Genomic DNA, 16,775 nt, shown 5'->3' on the forward strand with positions numbered 1-16,775 from the left:
GGCCGGGGCCACGCCGCGGCCCGCGGCCGGCGCCCCGGGGCGTCGCCGCGCCACCGTAGGCTGGTCGGCATGACGCGCACCGCCTGGGGCCACGGCCTGCTCACCCTCACGGACGACGGGACCGTGCTCGACGCGTGGTTCCCGGCACCGGCGCTCGGCGAGCCCGGCGGCGCGGGAGAGCTGGCGGCCCCCGCGGGCCTCGAGGCGCTCGTCAAGGCGGATGCCGTGCGCGGCGTGCGCCGCGAGCTGCGCCTCGTCACCGTCGACCTCGACGCACCCCCCGCCGACACCGCCGACGGGTGGCTGCGCCTGCACCTGCTCTCGCACCGGCTCTGCCCGCCGAACAGCATCGACCTCGACGGCCTCTTCGGCGTGCTCACCAACGTCGTGTGGACCTCGCAGGGCCCCTGTGCCGTCGACGGCTTCGAGCTGACCCGTGCCCGGATGCTCGCGCGCGGGCCGGTGCAGGTGTTCGGCGTCGACAAGTTCCCCCGGATGACCGACTACGTCGTGCCGAGCGGGGTCCGGGTCGCGGATGCCGACCGCGTGCGCCTCGGTGCCCACCTCGCGAGCGGCACGACCGTCATGCACGAGGGGTTCGTCAACTTCAACGCCGGCACCCTCGGCACGTCGATGGTCGAGGGCCGGATCAGCCAGGGCGTCGTCGTCGGCGACGGCTCCGACATCGGTGGCGGCGCCTCGACGATGGGCACGCTCTCCGGCGGGGGCACGGAACGCGTCAGCATCGGTGAGCGTTGCCTCCTCGGAGCCGAGTCCGGGCTCGGCATCGCGCTCGGTGACGACTGCGTCGTCGAGGCCGGGCTCTACCTCACCGCCGGGACGAAGGTGACCCTGCCCGACGGGACCGTCACCAAGGCCCGCGAGCTGTCCGGGCAGGGCAGCCTGCTCTTCCGGCGCAACTCGGTGACCGGCACCGTCGAGGCCCACCCGCGCGACGGCCACGGCATCGTGCTCAACTCGGCGCTCCACGCCAACGACTGACCCCGCCCGGGGCGGCAGGCCCACCGCCACGGCCCCGACGACCCACACCACCTGACCACCGAAGGACACCGCACCGCATGCCGCGCACCCCGAAGGGCGCCCTCACGCTCGCCGAGGAGGGGCCGCCGTCCGCGCGCCGGCGCCGGTTCGCCGTGCTCCTCGTGCTCGCCCTCGTCGCCGTCCTGGGCACCGCGGCCTACGTCGGCATCGGGCACCTGCGCGCCATCGTCACCGGTGAGCAGTGCCGCGTCACCGCGGCGGGCTCGACCTTCCAGTGGGCTCCCGACCAGGCGAGCAACGCGGCGGCGATCACCGCGATCGCCGTCCAGCGCGACCTGCCGCCGCGGGCCGCGACGATCGCCATCGCGACCGCCATGCAGGAGTCCAAGGTGCGCAACGTGCGGTTCGGCGACCGCGACTCGCTCGGGCTGTTCCAGCAGCGCCCCTCGCAGGGCTGGGGCACCCCCGAGCAGATCCTCAACCCGGAGTACTCGACGAACAAGTTCTACGACGCTCTCGTCGAGGTCGACGGGTACACCGAGATGGACATCGCCGAGGCCGCCCAGGCCGTGCAGCGGTCCGCGGCCGGCGAGGCCTACGCCCAGCACGAGCCGCAGGCGCGCGTCACGGCATCCGTGCTCTCGGGCCAGACCCACGCCGGCGCCGTGTGCGCGCTCAAGGACCCCGAGGACGCAGGCGACCCCGAGCGGGTCGCCGCGCTGCTCGAGCAGGACTTCGGGGTGTCGGCCGACGTCGACGGCTCGACCGTCGTCGTGCGCACCGACGACGACGACCTCGCGTGGGCCGTGGGCTCCTGGGCCGTGGCGCGCGCCACCGACACCGGGGCGGTGCGGGTCGTCGTCGGCGACCGGGAGTGGCAGCGCGCCATGGCGGACTCGGCCCTGGAGTGGCGCACCGTCGACGCCCCGGGCGCGGACGCCCCGGCCGTCACCATCCACCTGGCCTGAACCCTGCCCGGGCGCCCCCGGGCCTCCCCCGGGCCTCCCCCAACCCCCTCCGCGGGCCTCTCCGTGAGGCTCAGGGCACTCCGCGGGCTCAGGAGCACTCCGCGGGCTCAGGGCCGTCAGCGCACCTGAGCCGACGAGGTGCTCCTGACTGCGCGGGGTCGTCGGCGAGGATGCCGTGGGTCAGGTCGTGAGGCTGAGCTCGCGCGCGGCCGACCGGGCCGGCACCGACGCCATGGCCTGCTCGAGGTCGGCCACGACGTCGTCGGGGCTCTCGAGCCCGACGGACAGCCGGAGCAGCCCGGCGTCCGGGCGTGCCTCGGCGGCGACCGGACGGTGGGTCAGGGCCGCAGGGTGCTGGACGAGGGTGTCGACCCCCCCGAGCGAGACGGCGTGCGTCACGAGGCGGCAGTGCTCGGCGACCGCGGCCGCGGCCGCGTACCCGCCGGCGAGGGTGAACGCGAGGACGGCGCCCGGCCCGCTCATCTGCCTCCCGACGAGACCGGATGGGTCGCACTCGGGCAGCCCGGGGTAGTGGACGCGCTCGACCTCGGCCCGCCCGGCGAGCCACCCGGCGACGACGGTGGCGTGCTCCTGCTGGGTGCGCACGCGCACCGGGAGGGTCTGCAGCCCCCGGTGCAGCTCGTAGGCCGACTGCGGGGAGAGCAGCCCGCCGGTGACCGCCCGCACCCGGCGCAGCCGGGCCGCCCACGCGTCGTCGGTCGCGACGACCCCGCCGAGCAGGTCACCGTGGCCCCCGATGAACTTCGTCGCCGAGTGCACGCTGAGCGCCGCCCCGTGCGCGAGCGGCTGCTGCAGCACCGGGGTGGCGAAGGTGTTGTCGACGAGCACGGGGACGCCGCCCGCCCGCTCGACGACGTCGTGGATGTCGACGAGGTCGAGCGAGGGGTTGCCCGGGGTCTCGACGATGACGAGGCCCGTGTCCGGGCGGGTCGCGGCGTCCACCGTGGCGGCCGTCGCCCACGTGACGCGGGTGCCGAGCAGCCCGGTGGCGAGCAGGTGGTCGGTGCCTCCGTACAGCGGGCGGACCGCGACGACGTGCGGCCGCCCCGCGGCGACGGCGGCGAGCAGGCAGGCGGAGATCGCGGCCATGCCCGACGCGAAGGCCACCCCGGCCCGGGCCCCCTCGAGCCGGGCCACGGCGCGCTCGAAGCGGTCGACGGTGGGGTTCCACAGCCGCTGGTAGACGAGCGAGTCGTCGTCGAGCGGCCGGCCCCCCGACGCCATCCGCTCGTAGGCCTGCCCACCGCGCTCGACACCGGGCAGGGGGTAGGTGCTCGACAGGTCGATCGGGGGGACGTGCACGCCGAGGGCCGTGAGGTCCTCGCGGCCGGCGTGGACGGCGAGAGTTCCGTGCTCCATACGCTCAGGATCGCGCTTTCTCCGATTCAGGCACAAGGAATCCGGGGAAACCTCGGCGAAGATCACCTTCGGCCGGGGATGCTTGGGTGCATGACCGCTCCCGAGCCCGGCGACCGGCGGAATCCACGGCCCGCACGGGTCCCGCGCACCGCACCTCGCCCCCTCGACGCGGTCGACCGGCTCCTCGTCGAGCTGCTCGCCCAGGACGGCCGGATGCCGAACGCGGAGCTGGCCCGGCGGGTGGGCCTCGCGGAGTCGACGTGCGCCGGCCGGGTCAAGGCCCTCCGCGATGCCGGGGTCGTGCGAGCCGTGCGGGCCGAGATCGACCTCGCCGCGGTCGGGCGCCCCATGGAGGCGATGGTCGCCCTCCGGTTCACCGGCCACGCTCGTGAGTCGATGGACTCCTTCCGCGACCGGGTGGCGTCCATCCCGGGGGTCGTCGCGGCCTACCACGTCGCCGGGGCCGACGACTTCCTCGTGCACATCAGCGGGGCGACGGCCAACGACCTGCGCGACCTCGTGCTCGACCACCTCACGTCGGTCGAGGGGGTCGCGCACGCCCAGACGAGCCTCATCTTCGAGCGGGTGCGCGGTCGGCGGCCGCTCGGCTGAGGCGCCGGGTCCGGCGCGCGCCCGCGCCCGCCCTCCGCCGGGTCAGCGCTCGGCGAGCGGGACGTAGGAGCGCTCGCCCTCGCCGACGTAAACCTGGCGCGGGCGGCCGATCTTCGTCGTCGGGTCGTCGATCATCTCGCGCCACTGGGCGATCCACCCCGGGAGGCGACCGAGCGCGAAGAGCACGGTGAACATCCGCGTCGGGAAGCCCATCGACTTGTAGATGAGCCCGGTGTAGAAGTCGACGTTGGGGTAGAGCCGGCGCTCGATGAAGTAGTCGTCGGCGAGGGCGATCTCCTCCAGGCCCATGGCGATCTCGAGCAGCTCGTCGCTCCCGGCGGTCTTGGCGAGGATGTCGTGCGCGGTCTTCTTGATGATGGCGGCCCGCGGGTCGTAGTTCTTGTAGACCCGGTGCCCGAAGCCCATGAGCCGGACCCCGTCCTCCTTGTTCTTGACCTTGCGCATGAACTCCTCGGTCGAGATGTGCGCGGCCTGGATCCGCTCGAGCATCTCGAGGACCGCCTGGTTCGCGCCGCCGTGGAGGGGGCCGAAGAGGGCGTTGATGCCCGCGGAGACGGACGCGAAGAGGTTGGCCTGCGAGGAGCCGACGAGGCGCACCGTCGACGTCGAGCAGTTCTGCTCGTGGTCGGCGTGCAGGACGAGGAGCAGGTCGACGGCCTTGACGAGGTCGGGGTCGACGTCGTAGTCCGTGGCGGGGACACCGAAGGTCATCCGCAGGAAGTTCTCGACGAGCGAGAGGTTGTTGTCGGGGTAGAGGAACGGCTGGCCGATCGACTTCTTGTACGCGTAGGCGGCGATCGTGGGCAGCTTCGCGAGGAGGCGGATCGTCGAGATCTCGACCTGCTCCTCGTCGAAGGGGTCGAGGCTGTCCTGGTAGAAGGTCGACAAGGCGGACACCGCTGAGGAGAGCACCGGCATGGGGTGGGCGTCGCGCGGGAACCCCTGGAAGAAGGCCTTGAGGTCCTCGTGGAGCATCGTGTGCTGGCGGATCCGGCCCTCGAACTCGGTGAGCTCGGCAGGCGAGGGCAGGTGCCCGTAGATGAGGAGGAAGGAGGTCTCGATGAAGCTCGAGTGCTCGGCGATCTGCTCGATCGGGTACCCGCGGTACCGCAGGATGCCGTGGTCGCCGTCGATGTAGGTGATGGCACTCGTGCAGCTCGCGGTGTTCGTGAAGCCCCCGTCGAGCGTGACGTTGCCCGTCTCCTTGAGCAGGGACGAGATGTCGTAGCCGCTGTTGCCCTCGGTGGCCTGCACGAGGGACAGGTCGAGCTGCTTGCCAGCAGCGGACAGGGTGGCACCGTCGGTCATGTCGAAAGGTCCTTCTCGTCGGGCGCGGAGTCGGTGCGACCCTACCGCCCGTGCTCCGAGCCGGGAAACGCAGCGGACCGGGCGGTGGCCGTCGAAGGTCAGGCGAGGCGGCGAACGGCGGCTTCGACCCGCTCGTCGGTCGCCGTGAGCGCGAGGCGCACGTGCTCGCGACCCGCGGGACCGTAGAAGTCGCCGGGGGCGGCGAGGATGCCGCGCGCGGCGAGCCGCTCGAGCGTGACCCGGCCCTCCTCCCCCGCCGTGGCCCACAGGTAGAGGCCCGCCTCGGAGTCGTCGACGCGCAGGCCGAAGCGCTCGACCGCCGGGAGCAGGGCCTGCCGCCGGGCGGCGTACCGCTCCTTCTGCAGCACGACGTGGTCGGCGTCGGACAACGCGGCGAGCACCGCCCGCTGCACCGGCCAGGGCACCATCATCCCGGCGTGCTTGCGCACCTCGAGGAGGCGCCCGACGAGGACGGGGTCGCCCGCGACGAACGCGGCGCGGTACCCGGCGAGGTTGGACTGCTTGGACAGCGAGTAGACGCAGAGCAGCCCCTCGTGCGAGCCACCGGTGACGCGGGGGTCGAGGAGCGACGGCGTCGTCGGGGGTTCGCGCGAGCCCGCCGCGCGCGGGCGCCAGTCGAGCTCGGCGTAGCACTCGTCGGAGGCGACGACGACCCCGTGCCGACGGGCCCACGACACGACCTTGGCGAGGTGCTCGATGCCGAGGACGCGCCCGGTCGGGTTGCTGGGGGTGTTGAGCCACAGCAGTCGCGGCGTCGTCGACGGGGTGAGCGGGCCGAGCGCCGTCAGCGCGTCGACCGCCACCGGGGTGGCCCCGACGAGCCGGGCCCCGACGTCGTAGGTCGGGTACGCGACCCGGGGGAAGGCGACGACGTCCCCGGGGCCGAGGCCGAGGAGCAGCGGTAGCCACGCGACGAGCTCCTTGGAGCCGATCGTCGGCAGCACGCCCGCCGGGTCGACGTCGGGCACCCCACGGCGGGCGGCGAACCACGTGGCCACGGCCTCCCGCAGGTCGGCCGTGCCCCAGGTCAGGGGGTAGCCGTGGGCGTCGGAGGCCTCGGCCAGCGCGTCGCGGACGACCTCGGGGGTCGGGTCGACCGGGGTGCCGACCGACAGGTCGACGAGCCCGGTACCCGCCGTGCCGCCCAGGGAGGGGTCGGAAAAGGCGCTCGCCCGCTCCTTGGTCGGAGCGAGCGAGTCCCACGGGAAGTCGGGGAGCTGGAGCACCCGGCGGCACCCGCCCCTACTCGTCGTGCTCCTGCGGCGGCAGGGCGGCGATGATCGGGTGGTCCTTGGGGATCATGCCGAGCTTGGCCGCCCCGCCCGGGCTGCCGAGGTCGTCGAAGAACTCGACGTTGGCCTTGTAGTACTCGGCCCACTGCTCGGGCACGTCGTCCTCGTAGTAGATCGCCTCGACCGGGCAGACCGGCTCGCACGCACCGCAGTCGACGCACTCGTCGGGGTGGATGTAGAGGCTGCGCTCGCCCTCGTAGATGCAGTCGACGGGGCACTCCTCGATGCAGGCCTTGTCCTTGAGGTCCACACAGGGCTGCGCGATCACGTACGTCATGGCGGACATACTATGCGGGCCATGGACGACGAGGCGGCCGGGCCGGACCGCGGCCCGCGCGTCGGGTCCAGGGTCGTCGTGCGACACCGCCTCGAGCGCCCCGACCTCCTCACCGGGGCCACCCTGACCGACGTCGTCGGCGAGCTCGTCGCGAGTGACGCCGAGGCCCTGCTCGTGCGCACCCGCCGCGGCGAGGTCCGGGTCCCGCGACCGCTCGTCACGGTCGTCAAGGAGGTGCCGCCGGCGCCGTCGCGCCGCGGGGCGCCGCACCGGGCCCTGTCGGTCGAGGGCCTCCAGCGCGTCATGGTCGAGGCCTGGCCGGCCGTCGAGACCGCCCGGCTCGGCGACTGGCTGCTGCGGGCGTCGGGAGGGTTCACCCACCGCGCCAACTCCGTCGTCACGGTCGGCAGCCCGGGGATGCCGGTGCCGGACGCCCTCGACGCGGTCGAGCGCTGGTACGCGGCGCGGGGCCTGCCCCCCGACGTCACGGTCGCCGTGCCGCTCGAGGCCGACGTGCACGACGACCCGGTCGCCGTGGAGGCCCTGGCCCGGGGCTGGGCGCCCCGCGTGCCGACCCTCACGCTGACCGCCCCCACCCGACTTCTTGCACATCACCCGCGCCCGGACCGCCCCGGCGGCCCCCACCGCGTGGGTGATGTGCAGGGAGTCGAGGTGGGTGGGGAGCTCACCCCGCAGTGGTTCGAGGCGTTTCGCAGCTACCGCACGGTCGACGACGAGGCGGTGGCCCGGGCGGTGCTCACCGGCTCACCGGCCCAGGTGTTCGCGACCGCCCGGGACGAGGGCGGGCGGGTCGTCGGCATCGGCCGCCTGGCCGTCGCGGCCGCGTGGGGCGGCGTCGCGGCGATGTGGGTCGCCCCCGACGCGCGCCGACGGGGCGTCGCGTCCGCGGTGCTCGCCGCCCTCGCCGGCGCGGCAGGACGCGCCGGCGCGGCGTCGGTGCACCTGCAGACCGACTCGGACAACACGGCGGCGCTGCGGCTGTTCGAGGGCCACGGCTTCGAGCGCCACCACGCGTACGTCAACCTCCGCCGGCTCGCGGGCTGAACCGGGCGACCGTCACCTCGCGTTCGTGCAGGTGACGTCGTCCTCGGGGCGGTAGTTCGTCGTGAACTTCTCCGTCTTGACGACCTTGCCGCCCTGCTTGAGGATCCGGCCGACGTCGACCTTGAAGCCGACGACCGGGCTCTGGTTGATGCAGTCCGGGTCGTCGTCGGTGTAGCGCTTGGGCTGCACGACGTCGTAGCGGTCGCTCTTGGTCGCGGTGACGTCGTACTTCTTCGTGCCCCAGAAGCTCACCGTGATCGAGGTGTCGGTGGCCGCTACCTGCATGAGGATGCCGCCGTCGGTCGTGTTCGTGAACTTGTTGTGCAGGTCCGGCCACGAGATCGTGGCCTCGCGACCCTCGGGGTAGCGGGAGATGTAGTAGTAGTGCGGGGTCCACGCGTCGAGCTGGACGCCGGCGAAGAAGGCGGCGTTGAAGATCGTCGTCGACACCTGCGAGATGCCGCCGCCGACGGACTCCGCAGCCCGGCCGTTGCGGATGATGCCGGCCTCGACGTACCCCTTGCCCGCGGTGCGCTCGCCGAGCACGGCGTTCATGCTGAACTGCTCGCCCGGCGGGATGTAGGTGCCGTCGAGGACCCGTGAGGCGAGCTTGATGTTGCGCACCCGCGCCTGCCCGGGCTTGTAGTAGGTCGTGAAGGAGGAGATCTTCTCCTTGGGCAGGGTCGCCTTGGCGGCCGCCGTCGTGAAGCCCGGCTCGACCTTCTTCGTCGCCACCGTCGCGGTGCGCGTCGGGGTGGAGATCGCCTTCCACACCTGCGCCTGCAGCGAGGCGTCGTCGAGGGCGACCCCGGGGACGTGGGCCTTGACGGTGGGGGTGCGCCCGGAGAAGGTGACGACGGCGTCCTTGGCCTCGACCTCGGCGTCGGCCTTCCTCGCGGCTGCGCGGACGACCTCGGCGAGCTTCTTCTCGTCCGCCCGCGGCACGATCGTGCCCGACTCGTCGGCCTCGAGCACGATGGCCGGGACGAACGCCTTCGGCTCGAGCGTGAACGACGTCTCACCGGCGGTGACCGTCACCGGGGCCGAGACCGCGACGTCCGCGAACTCGGCCTTGACGCGGCGGAGCTCGTCGGCGGAGACCTTCGGTTCGACCGACGCCGCGGCGACCTCGACGGTGCCCTCGGCCGGCCACCAGCGCCGGACCGCGGCGACGGTGCCCTCGACGTCGGTCGTCGTGCCGGTCCGTGGCTCGGTGAGCGTGGCGGTGCCGCCCTCGAGGGAGAGCGAACCCTCGACCGGCTCGGCATCCAGCTCGCCGCGGGCGTCCTCGAGCGCCGCGCCGAAGGCATCCTCGTCGACGGTGACCGCCGCCGGCTCGTCGCTGCCACCGGCGAGGTGGTGCCACAGGTCGACGGGCGCGAGGGAGAAGCCGACGAGCCCGGCGACGGTCTCGTCGACGTCGATGCCGACCCCGAGCTCCTCGGGGGACATCGCCACCTCGCCCGCGGGCGACGTGAGGACGATCGGCTCGGCGGAGGCGCCGCCGAGCGCGCGGGCCAGGGTGGCCCGGGCGGTCGCGGCATCCTGTCCCCCGACGGCGACGCCGGCGACGGTCGTGCCGCGTGGCACGCGGTCGCCGAGGAGGAACGCGGCGGCGACGTACGCGGCGACGAGCGCGAGCAGCGACGCGCCGACGACGAGCGGCCAGCGCCGCCGTTCCCGGGGCTGCTCGTCGTGGTCGATCTCGTCGGACCAGGTGTCGAGGGTCATGCGATGCTCCCGTAGCGTCCTCTGTAGTGGACCAGGGCCGGTCCGACGGTGTCTGGCAGTGAGATGGACAGCACCTGTGCCACGACGATGGCATGGTCACCGGCCTCGTGGACGGCGGTCGTGCGGCACTCGAGGTGCATGAGCGACCCGTCGAGCAGGGCGACACCGGTGTGCGCCCCGCGGTGGTGCGGGGCACGGTCGAGCTGTCCGTGCAGCGGGCGACCGCGGGTGGCGAACCACTCCGACAGCGGCCGCTGGTCGGCGGCGAGCACGCTCGCCCCGAAGAACCCCGACTCTGTGACCGCGCCGTACCAGCGCGTCTCGTGCTCGACGCACACGAGCACGAGGAGGGGGTCGAGCGAGACCGAGGTGAGGGTGTCGGCGGTCATCGCGTGGTCGTGGCCGTCGGCGACGGTCGTCAGCACGCTGACACCGGCGACGAGGCGGCCCATGGCCTGGCGGAAGCGGGCCGGGTCCAGGAGGTCGCTCACGTTGCTCCCTCCGTGACGGGCCGACCGGTCGCCACGTCGAGCCGGGCGAAGCCCTCCCGCCCGGCGAGGCGGCTCACGACGTGGTTCGACAGGGCGTACCACCCGTCGCCGACGACGACCTGGGTCTCGTGCGCGTACAGGGCGCGGTGCTGCACCGCCACGACCGACGGGGCGACGACGGCGTGGGTCACGACGGCATCCGGCACGACCGACGACGCGAAGGGGTCGCCCTCGCCCGGGACGACGAACCCTCGGTCGGGTGGCACGTGCGCGGCGAGCCACGCGCGGTCCTCGACGGCCCACGACCGTGGCGTGAGCACGGCGTACACGGGCGTCGTGCCGCCGCGCCGGGCGACCGCCCGGCAGGTGGCCTCGTGCGTGCGCACGTGGTCGGGGTGGCCGTAGCCGCCGGTGGCGTCGTAGGTGACGACGACGTCGGGGTGCACCGCGTCGAGCACCGCGCCCACGGCCGAGGCCGCCTCGTCGAGGTCGGCCGCGGCCCAGGCGCGGGGGTGACCGGCGGCCGCGGAGCCCGCCATGCCCGAGTCGCGGTACGCCGGCGCGCCCCCGGGGCCCGTCGCACCGAGGAGGTGGTGGGTGACCCCGAGCACCTCCATCGCGCCGCGCAGCTCGGCGCGGCGGTGCTCGGCGAGTGGGTCGCCGGGGGCTCCCTCGAGGTGGGCGAGGTGGGCGGGGATGACCTCCCCCTCCTCGCCGAGGGTGCACGTGAGCACGTGCACCTCGTCGCCCCGGGCGGCGTGGTGGGCGATGGCGACGCCGGTGGCGAGCGTCTCGTCGTCGGGGTGGGCGTGCACGAAGAGCAGTCGCGGCGCGCGGCCGTCGACCTCGATGCCCTCGAGCAGGTCCCTCACCGGACGACCGCGATGTCCGCGAACTCGATGACGCCCCCGGCGATCGTGTTGGCCGACAGGTTGCGCACGTCGGACCCGGAGACGTAGAGCGCCCGGCGCTCGGCGAGCCCGATGTAGGCCCCCTTGGCGACGAGCGACTCGTCGACCTCGGCCCAGGCCCGCTCGCGCTCGGCGCGCTCGGGGATCGCCTGCACCTTCGCCATGCGGGCGTCGAGCTCCTTGTCGGCCCAGTAGCCGTAGTCGCGGCCCGGCCCCGCGTCGGTGAGGTTGATCGAGCTGTCGAACAGGGGCGGCAGGATCGTCGACGCCGAGGCCCACGCGGGCGCCCAGTTGGACCAGAAGACGTCGACCTCGCCGGCGAACTTCGGGTCGCTGATCGCCGTGAAGTAGTCGTCGGTGATCGGCCGCGTTTTCGGGTCGAACCCGGCGAGGCGCCACCCGGCGACGAGCGCGGCCATCGCCTTGTCGGAGGTCGCGTTGGACCGGTACGCCACGGTGAACGTCACCGGCTCGGTGACCTTCGCCTCGGCGAGCAGCGCCTTCGCGCGCGCGGCGTCGCCCCGGGTGCCGGTGCCGACCGGGTCGGCGTCGTGCGCGGCCGGGAGCGAGCGCGGGATGAGCGACAGGGCGGGGTCGGCCGCCGTCGCGCCGCCGATCGCCGTGACGTAGGCGTCGCGGTTCGTCGCGGCGGCGAGCGCCTGGCGCAGCTTCTCGTCCTTGAACACCTCGCTGCGCGTGTTGGGCACGAGGTAGTCGACGACGCCGGTGCGGGGGTTGACCGAGCGCTCCTGCAGGCTCTGGACCGCGGTGATGTTCTGCTGGATGGCTGGTGGGGCCGACCCGAGCGAGACCGACAGCCGGCCGGTGTCACCGTCGGCCATGACCTGCTGGGCGACCGCCTGGGTGTCCAGGCCCTCTCGGTAGTCGATCCGGTCGAGGTGGGCCCGGCGCACCGGGTCGCTCGCGCGGCTCCAGTTCGGGTTGCGCACGAACGTGCCTCCCGAGCCGGGGGTCCACTCGCCCTCGAGCATGTACGGACCGGCCGAGAAGACGTCGTAGCCTCCCTCGGCGCCCCGGTCTGCCGACTCCTTGACCGGACCGAAGGCGGGCTGGCTCACGAGCTCGTTGAAGTCCCCCAGCGGGGCGCTCAGGGTGAACGTGATCGTCTGACCGGTGCACGCGACGGCCTTGTCGAAGGCGGCCTGGCCCTTCTTCGCGGCCTCGCCCGTGGCGTACGGGCCCGGGTAGGTGCTGGTTCCGTCCATCCGGCGCGGGATGGCCAGGACGGCGAGCGCGTCGGTCGACCCACCGGCGATGTCCTTGGTCGCGAACGTGCGCGAGATGCCGTAGGCGACGTCCGCGCAGGTCACGGGGCTGCCGTCCTGCCAGCGCACCCCGTCGCGCAGGGTGAACGACCACGTCCTGAGGTCCTTGCTCGGGGTGCCGGTGTCGGTCGCGAGGTCGCCGACGAGCCGGTGCTGCTCGTCGGGGTCGGTGTTCGGGGCGTACGCGGTGAGGCTGCGCGCGAACACCCGGCCGGCGAACGCCATGTCGTCGCGGGAGGCGATCCGCTGCGGGTCCCACGTGACGACCGGGCCGAGGGAGAGGGCGTGCAGGGTGCCGCCGTCGGTGTCGACGCGGTCACCGACCGCCGACGTCGGCGTGGCCTTCTCCGGGTCGGCGGGTGCGGGGCCGCTCAGCGCGACGACGCCGGCGACGACGAGCGCCACGACGAGGACGGCGCCGAGGAGCACCGCGACGAGCGCGGGAAGCCGGCGACGGCGCGCGGACCGCCGGCCGGCGCGTGTCGCCGCCGGGTCGGGTCGACGGTTGAGCCTGTCCACCACCAGTCGTCAGCCCTTCCTCGCGCGGGCCGCCGCACGGGCGCGCAGGGTCTGGTCGAGCTCGACCTTGCGGATGCGGACGGCTTCCGGGGTCACCTCGACGCACTCGTCCTCCCGGCAGAACTCGAGGGACTGCTCGAGCGAGAGCGCGCGCGGCGGCGCGAGGCGCTCGAGCACCTCGGCACCGGCGGATCGCACGTTCGTCAGCTTCTTCTCCTTGGTGATGTTGACGTCCATGTCGTCGACCCGGGAGTTCTCGCCGACGACCATGCCCTCGTAGACCTCGGTCGTCGCGGGGATGAACAGGGTGCCGCGCTCCTGGAGGTTCATCATCGCGTAGGCGGTCGCCGCCCCGGCGCGGTCGGCGACGAGGGAGCCGCTGATCCGGGTCGAGATGTCGCCGACCCAGGGCTCGTAGCCCTCGAAGACGTGGTGGGCGATGCCGGTGCCGCGGGTGTCGGTGAGGAACTGGGTGCGGAAGCCGATGAGGCCGCGCGAGGGCACGAGGTACTCCATCCGCACCCAGCCCGTGCCGTGGTTCGTCATCTGCTCCAGGCGCCCCTTGCGGGCGGCGAGCAGCTGCGTGATGGCGCCGAGGTACTCCTCCGGCGTGTCGATCGTGACGCGCTCGATCGGTTCGTTCACCTTGCCGTCGACGACCCGGGTCACGACGACGGGCTTGCCGACCGTGAGCTCGTAGCCCTCACGGCGCATCTGCTCGACGAGGATCGCGAGGGCGAGCTCCCCGCGGCCCTGGACCTCCCAGGCGTCGGGCCGCTCGGTGGGGAGCACCCGCATCGACACGTTGCCGACGAGCTCGCGGTCGAGGCGGTCCTTGACGAGGCGCGCGGTGACCTTGGCGCCCTTGACGCGGCCCGCCATGGGGCTGGTGTTGATGCCGATCGTCATCGAGATCGCCGGCTCGTCGACGGTGATGAGCGGGAGCGGGCGGGGGTCGTCGGCGTCGGCGAGGGTCTCGCCGATGGTGATCTCGGGGATGCCGGCCACGGCGATGATGTCGCCCGGCCCGGCCTGCTCGGCCGGCCGGCGCTCGAGGGCGTCGGTCATGAGCAGCTCGGTGATCTTGACCTTCTCGACCGACCCGTCGCGACGGCACCACGCCACCTGCTGGCCCTTGCGGATCGTGCCGTTGTGGACGCGCAGGAGGGCCAGGCGGCCGAGGAAGTTCGAGGCGTCGAGGTTGGTGACGTGCGCCTGGAGCGGAGCCTGGGGGTCGAACGCGGGCGCCGGGATGGTCTCGATGATCGTGCGGAACAGGGGCTCCAGGTCCTCGCCATCGGGCAGGGAGCCGTCGTCGGGGCGGGTCAGGGAGGCCCGGCCGGCCTTCGCGGAGGCGTACACGATCGGGAACTCGAGCTGGTCCTGGTGGTGGTCCGCGTCGACGAGGAGGTCCATGAACAGCTCATAGACCTCGTCGACGACCTCGCCGATCCGGGCGTCGGGACGGTCGACCTTGTTGATGCACAGCACGACCGGCATCTGGGCGGCGAGCGCCTTGCGCAGCACGAAGCGGGTCTGCGGGAGCGGGCCCTCGCTCGCGTCGACGAGGAGCACGACGCCGTCGACCATCGACAGGCCCCGCTCGACCTCGCCGCCGAAGTCGGCGTGGCCGGGGGTGTCGATGATGTTGATCGTCATGCCGTCGACGAGGCCGGCCTCGGCCGCCGCCTTGCCGGCGTAGCGCACCGCGGTGTTCTTCGCGAGGATGGTGATGCCCTTCTCGCGCTCGAGGTCGCCGCTGTCCATCGCCCGCTCGGCGACGTGGTCGTGCTCCCCGAACGCCCCCGACTGCCACAGCATCTTGTCGACGAGGGTGGTCTTGCCGTGGTCGACGTGGGCGACGATGGCGACGTTGCGGAGATCGTCGCGGCGGGAGACAGACATAACCACCAGTCTCTCAGGTATTGCGTCGTCGTCCCAATCCGTGTAAAGGGCCCCCACGCGTGCAGGATCTGTCGGGCAGCTTGGTCTCACTTGGATAACCACTCGCGTGACGCCGGTTCGACGGCCTGTTTTGCCGTTACTGTCACCCGCATCGGTGACAGCGCGGTCCTGCCCGGTCACCGGACCCAACTCGGCCGTCCGCCCCGGTCGGCCCGAGCGTTCGCACACCCAAGCGAGGTTTATCGATGAAGCTCCAGCGGAAGGTGCCGATCGTCCTGTTGACGGCGGCCGCCCTCACCGTGACCGGCTGCGCCCAGTCCGAGCGCGAGTCGGGCGACACCGGCTCCGATGCGGCCAGTGGCGAGTTCAAGGACACGTTCACCTTCGGCGCCGCCGGCGCCCCCAAGCTCTTCGACCCCTTCTACGCCACCGACGGCGAGACGTTCCGGGTCACCCGGCAGATGCACCAGGGCCTGCTCGGGGTCAAGGAGGGCAGCGCCGACGTGCAGCCCGAGCTCGCCGAGAGCTGGGAGCCCTCGGCCGACGGCCTCACCTGGACGTTCAAGCTCAAGCAGGGCGTGAAGTTCTCCGACGGCGAGCCCTTCAACGCCGAGGCGGTCTGCGCCAACTTCACCCGGATGTTCGAGCAGACCGGCGCCGGGCAGACGGCGGCCGAGTACTGGGGCTACTTCTTCGGCTCGTTCAGCGACAAGCCCGAGGGTTCGCTCTTCAAGTCGTGCCAGGCCCAGGACGAGTCGACGGCGGTCGTCCAGATCACCCGCGCGACGTCGAGCTTCCCGACGATCCTGTCGCTGGACTCCTTCTCCATGCAGTCGCCCAAGGCCATGGAGGCCGGCAACGCCAACAACGTGCAGGCGGCGGGCGAGGGCTTCACCTACCCCGAGTACGCCATGAACCCCGTGGGCGTCGGGCCCTACAAGCTCGAGAAGTACGACGAGGCGAACAAGACCGTCACCCTCGTGGCCAACGACACGTACTACGGCGAGCAGCCCAAGACGGCCAAGCTCGTCTTCAAGATCATCCCGGACGAGAGCACGCGCCGCCAGGAGCTGCAGGCCGGGTCGATCGACGGCTACGACCTGCCCAACCCGGTCGACTGGGCGGGTCTGGAGGAGGAGGGCAACAAGGTCGAGATCCGGCCCGCGTTCAACATCCTCTACATGGGCCTGAACCCGAAGAAGAACGAGAAGCTCAAGGACCTCAAGGTCCGCCAGGCCCTCTACCACGCCCTGAACCGCGAGCAGATGGTCCAGAGCCAGCTGCCCGAGGGCGCGAAGGTGGCGAGCCAGTTCATGCCCGAGACGGTGTCGGGCTACAACACCGAGCTGCAGCCGTACGCCTACGACCCCGAGAAGGCCAAGGCCCTGCTCAAGGAGGCCGGCGCCGAGGGGATGACCCTCCAGTTCGCCTTCCCGACCGACGTGACGCGGCCGTACATGCCGGACCCGCAGAAGATCCACGACGCGTTCAAGAAGGACCTCGAGGCCGTCGGCGTCAAGGTCGAGGTCGTGAGCAAGCCGTGGAACGGCGGCTACCTCGACGACGTCAACAACGACAACTACGACGCCTGGCTGCTCGGGTGGACCGGTGACTACAACGCCGCCGACAACTTCCTGGGCACGTTCTTCAGCAACCTCGAGAGCAACGACTTCCAGACCGACGTCATGCCTTGGGGCAAGACGCTCTCCGACGACCTGAAGAAGGCGGACGCGATCGTCGACGAGGCCGAGCGTGAGGCCGCCTACCAGACGATCAACCAGCAGATCGCGGAGGAGTACCTTCCCGGCCTGCCGATCAGCCACTCGCCGCCGGCGCTCGTCACGAGCGACAAGGTGAGCGGCCTGGTGGCAAGCCCACTGACCGCCGAGACGTTCAACAACGTCACGGTCGCGAAGTGACCTGAGGGGGCCACGGCCCCCGACGTCCGCACGGACCGCGTGCCGTGGCCGCCTCGGACCCACTAGG

At 72.6% G+C, this 16,775-nt stretch carries 14 protein-coding genes; 5 read left to right on the forward strand and 9 right to left on the reverse strand.

Features of this window, described 5'->3' with window-relative positions; genetic code table 11:
- Nucleotides 1-69: 69 nt before the first annotated feature.
- Nucleotides 70-1,002, forward strand: a complete 933-nt coding sequence (gene dapD / locus ABD899_RS16720) for a 2,3,4,5-tetrahydropyridine-2,6-dicarboxylate N-succinyltransferase (protein WP_345208075.1) — start codon at nucleotides 70-72, stop codon at nucleotides 1,000-1,002.
- Between the two features lie 77 nt (nucleotides 1,003-1,079).
- Complete coding sequence (locus ABD899_RS16725) at nucleotides 1,080-1,970, forward strand: hypothetical protein (RefSeq protein ID WP_345208077.1); 891 nt, start codon at nucleotides 1,080-1,082, stop codon at nucleotides 1,968-1,970.
- Between the two features lie 180 nt (nucleotides 1,971-2,150).
- Here the strand turns inward: ABD899_RS16725 and ABD899_RS16730 are convergent, their stop codons facing one another.
- Nucleotides 2,151-3,350, reverse strand: coding sequence for a trans-sulfuration enzyme family protein (locus ABD899_RS16730; protein ID WP_345208079.1), 1,200 nt, complete (start codon nucleotides 3,348-3,350; stop codon nucleotides 2,151-2,153).
- Between the two features lie 90 nt (nucleotides 3,351-3,440).
- On the opposite strand from ABD899_RS16730, the gene ABD899_RS16735 reads away from it, so the two are divergent.
- Nucleotides 3,441-3,962, forward strand: coding sequence for an Lrp/AsnC family transcriptional regulator (locus ABD899_RS16735; RefSeq protein WP_345208081.1), 522 nt, complete (start codon nucleotides 3,441-3,443; stop codon nucleotides 3,960-3,962).
- Between the two features lie 42 nt (nucleotides 3,963-4,004).
- Here ABD899_RS16735 and ABD899_RS16740 read toward each other — a convergent pair whose 3' ends face one another.
- From ABD899_RS16740 to fdxA, 3 genes are all read right to left on the reverse strand, one after another.
- On the reverse strand, nucleotides 4,005-5,291 hold the full coding sequence (locus ABD899_RS16740) for a citrate synthase (RefSeq protein WP_345208083.1): 1,287 nt from the start codon (nucleotides 5,289-5,291) through the stop codon (nucleotides 4,005-4,007).
- 98 nt (nucleotides 5,292-5,389) lie between these two features.
- A complete protein-coding gene (gene dapC, locus ABD899_RS16745; protein WP_345208085.1) occupies nucleotides 5,390-6,538 on the reverse strand; it encodes a succinyldiaminopimelate transaminase in 1,149 nt (382 codons plus the stop codon).
- A 16-nt stretch (nucleotides 6,539-6,554) separates the two neighbouring features.
- Entirely contained in the window at nucleotides 6,555-6,881 is a 327-nt protein-coding gene (fdxA, locus tag ABD899_RS16750; RefSeq protein ID WP_324532576.1) for a ferredoxin, read from the reverse strand.
- A gap of 21 nt (nucleotides 6,882-6,902) precedes the next feature.
- Here fdxA and ABD899_RS16755 point away from each other — a divergent pair, with 21 nt between their 5' ends.
- Nucleotides 6,903-7,946, forward strand: a complete 1,044-nt coding sequence (locus ABD899_RS16755) for a GNAT family N-acetyltransferase (RefSeq protein ID WP_345208090.1) — start codon at nucleotides 6,903-6,905, stop codon at nucleotides 7,944-7,946.
- A gap of 12 nt (nucleotides 7,947-7,958) precedes the next feature.
- Here the strand turns inward: ABD899_RS16755 and ABD899_RS16760 are convergent, their stop codons facing one another.
- From ABD899_RS16760 to typA, 5 genes are read right to left on the reverse strand one after another with little or no spacing between them, the layout of a single operon-like run.
- Nucleotides 7,959-9,677: a VanW family protein gene (locus ABD899_RS16760; protein WP_345208092.1), complete on the reverse strand. Its 1,719-nt coding sequence runs from the start codon at nucleotides 9,675-9,677 to the stop codon at nucleotides 7,959-7,961.
- On the reverse strand, nucleotides 9,674-10,168 hold the full coding sequence (locus ABD899_RS16765; RefSeq protein ID WP_345208094.1) for a flavin reductase family protein: 495 nt from the start codon (nucleotides 10,166-10,168) through the stop codon (nucleotides 9,674-9,676). The genes ABD899_RS16760 and ABD899_RS16765 overlap by 4 nt, the downstream gene beginning before the upstream one ends.
- A complete protein-coding gene (locus ABD899_RS16770) occupies nucleotides 10,165-11,040 on the reverse strand; it encodes a PIG-L family deacetylase (protein ID WP_345208096.1) in 876 nt (291 codons plus the stop codon). The genes ABD899_RS16765 and ABD899_RS16770 overlap by 4 nt, the downstream gene beginning before the upstream one ends.
- On the reverse strand, nucleotides 11,037-12,884 hold the full coding sequence (locus ABD899_RS16775) for an ABC transporter substrate-binding protein (protein ID WP_345208098.1): 1,848 nt from the start codon (nucleotides 12,882-12,884) through the stop codon (nucleotides 11,037-11,039). Before ABD899_RS16775 ends, ABD899_RS16770 begins: the two co-directional genes overlap by 4 nt.
- A 9-nt stretch (nucleotides 12,885-12,893) precedes the next feature.
- Nucleotides 12,894-14,789 carry a translational GTPase TypA gene (typA, locus tag ABD899_RS16780; RefSeq protein WP_345208100.1) on the reverse strand — a complete coding sequence of 632 codons (1,896 nt, stop codon included), beginning with the start codon at nucleotides 14,787-14,789 and terminating at the stop codon, nucleotides 12,894-12,896.
- Nucleotides 14,790-15,034: 245 nt separating this feature from the next.
- Between typA and ABD899_RS16785 the strand changes: the two genes are divergently transcribed.
- Nucleotides 15,035-16,708: an ABC transporter substrate-binding protein gene (locus ABD899_RS16785; RefSeq protein ID WP_345208102.1), complete on the forward strand. Its 1,674-nt coding sequence runs from the start codon at nucleotides 15,035-15,037 to the stop codon at nucleotides 16,706-16,708.
- The last annotated feature ends 67 nt before the right edge of the window (nucleotides 16,709-16,775 follow it).

The sequence above is a fragment of the Fodinibacter luteus genome, from assembly GCF_039541575.1.
Taxonomy (GTDB): Bacteria; Actinomycetota; Actinomycetes; order Actinomycetales; family Dermatophilaceae; genus Fodinibacter; species Fodinibacter luteus.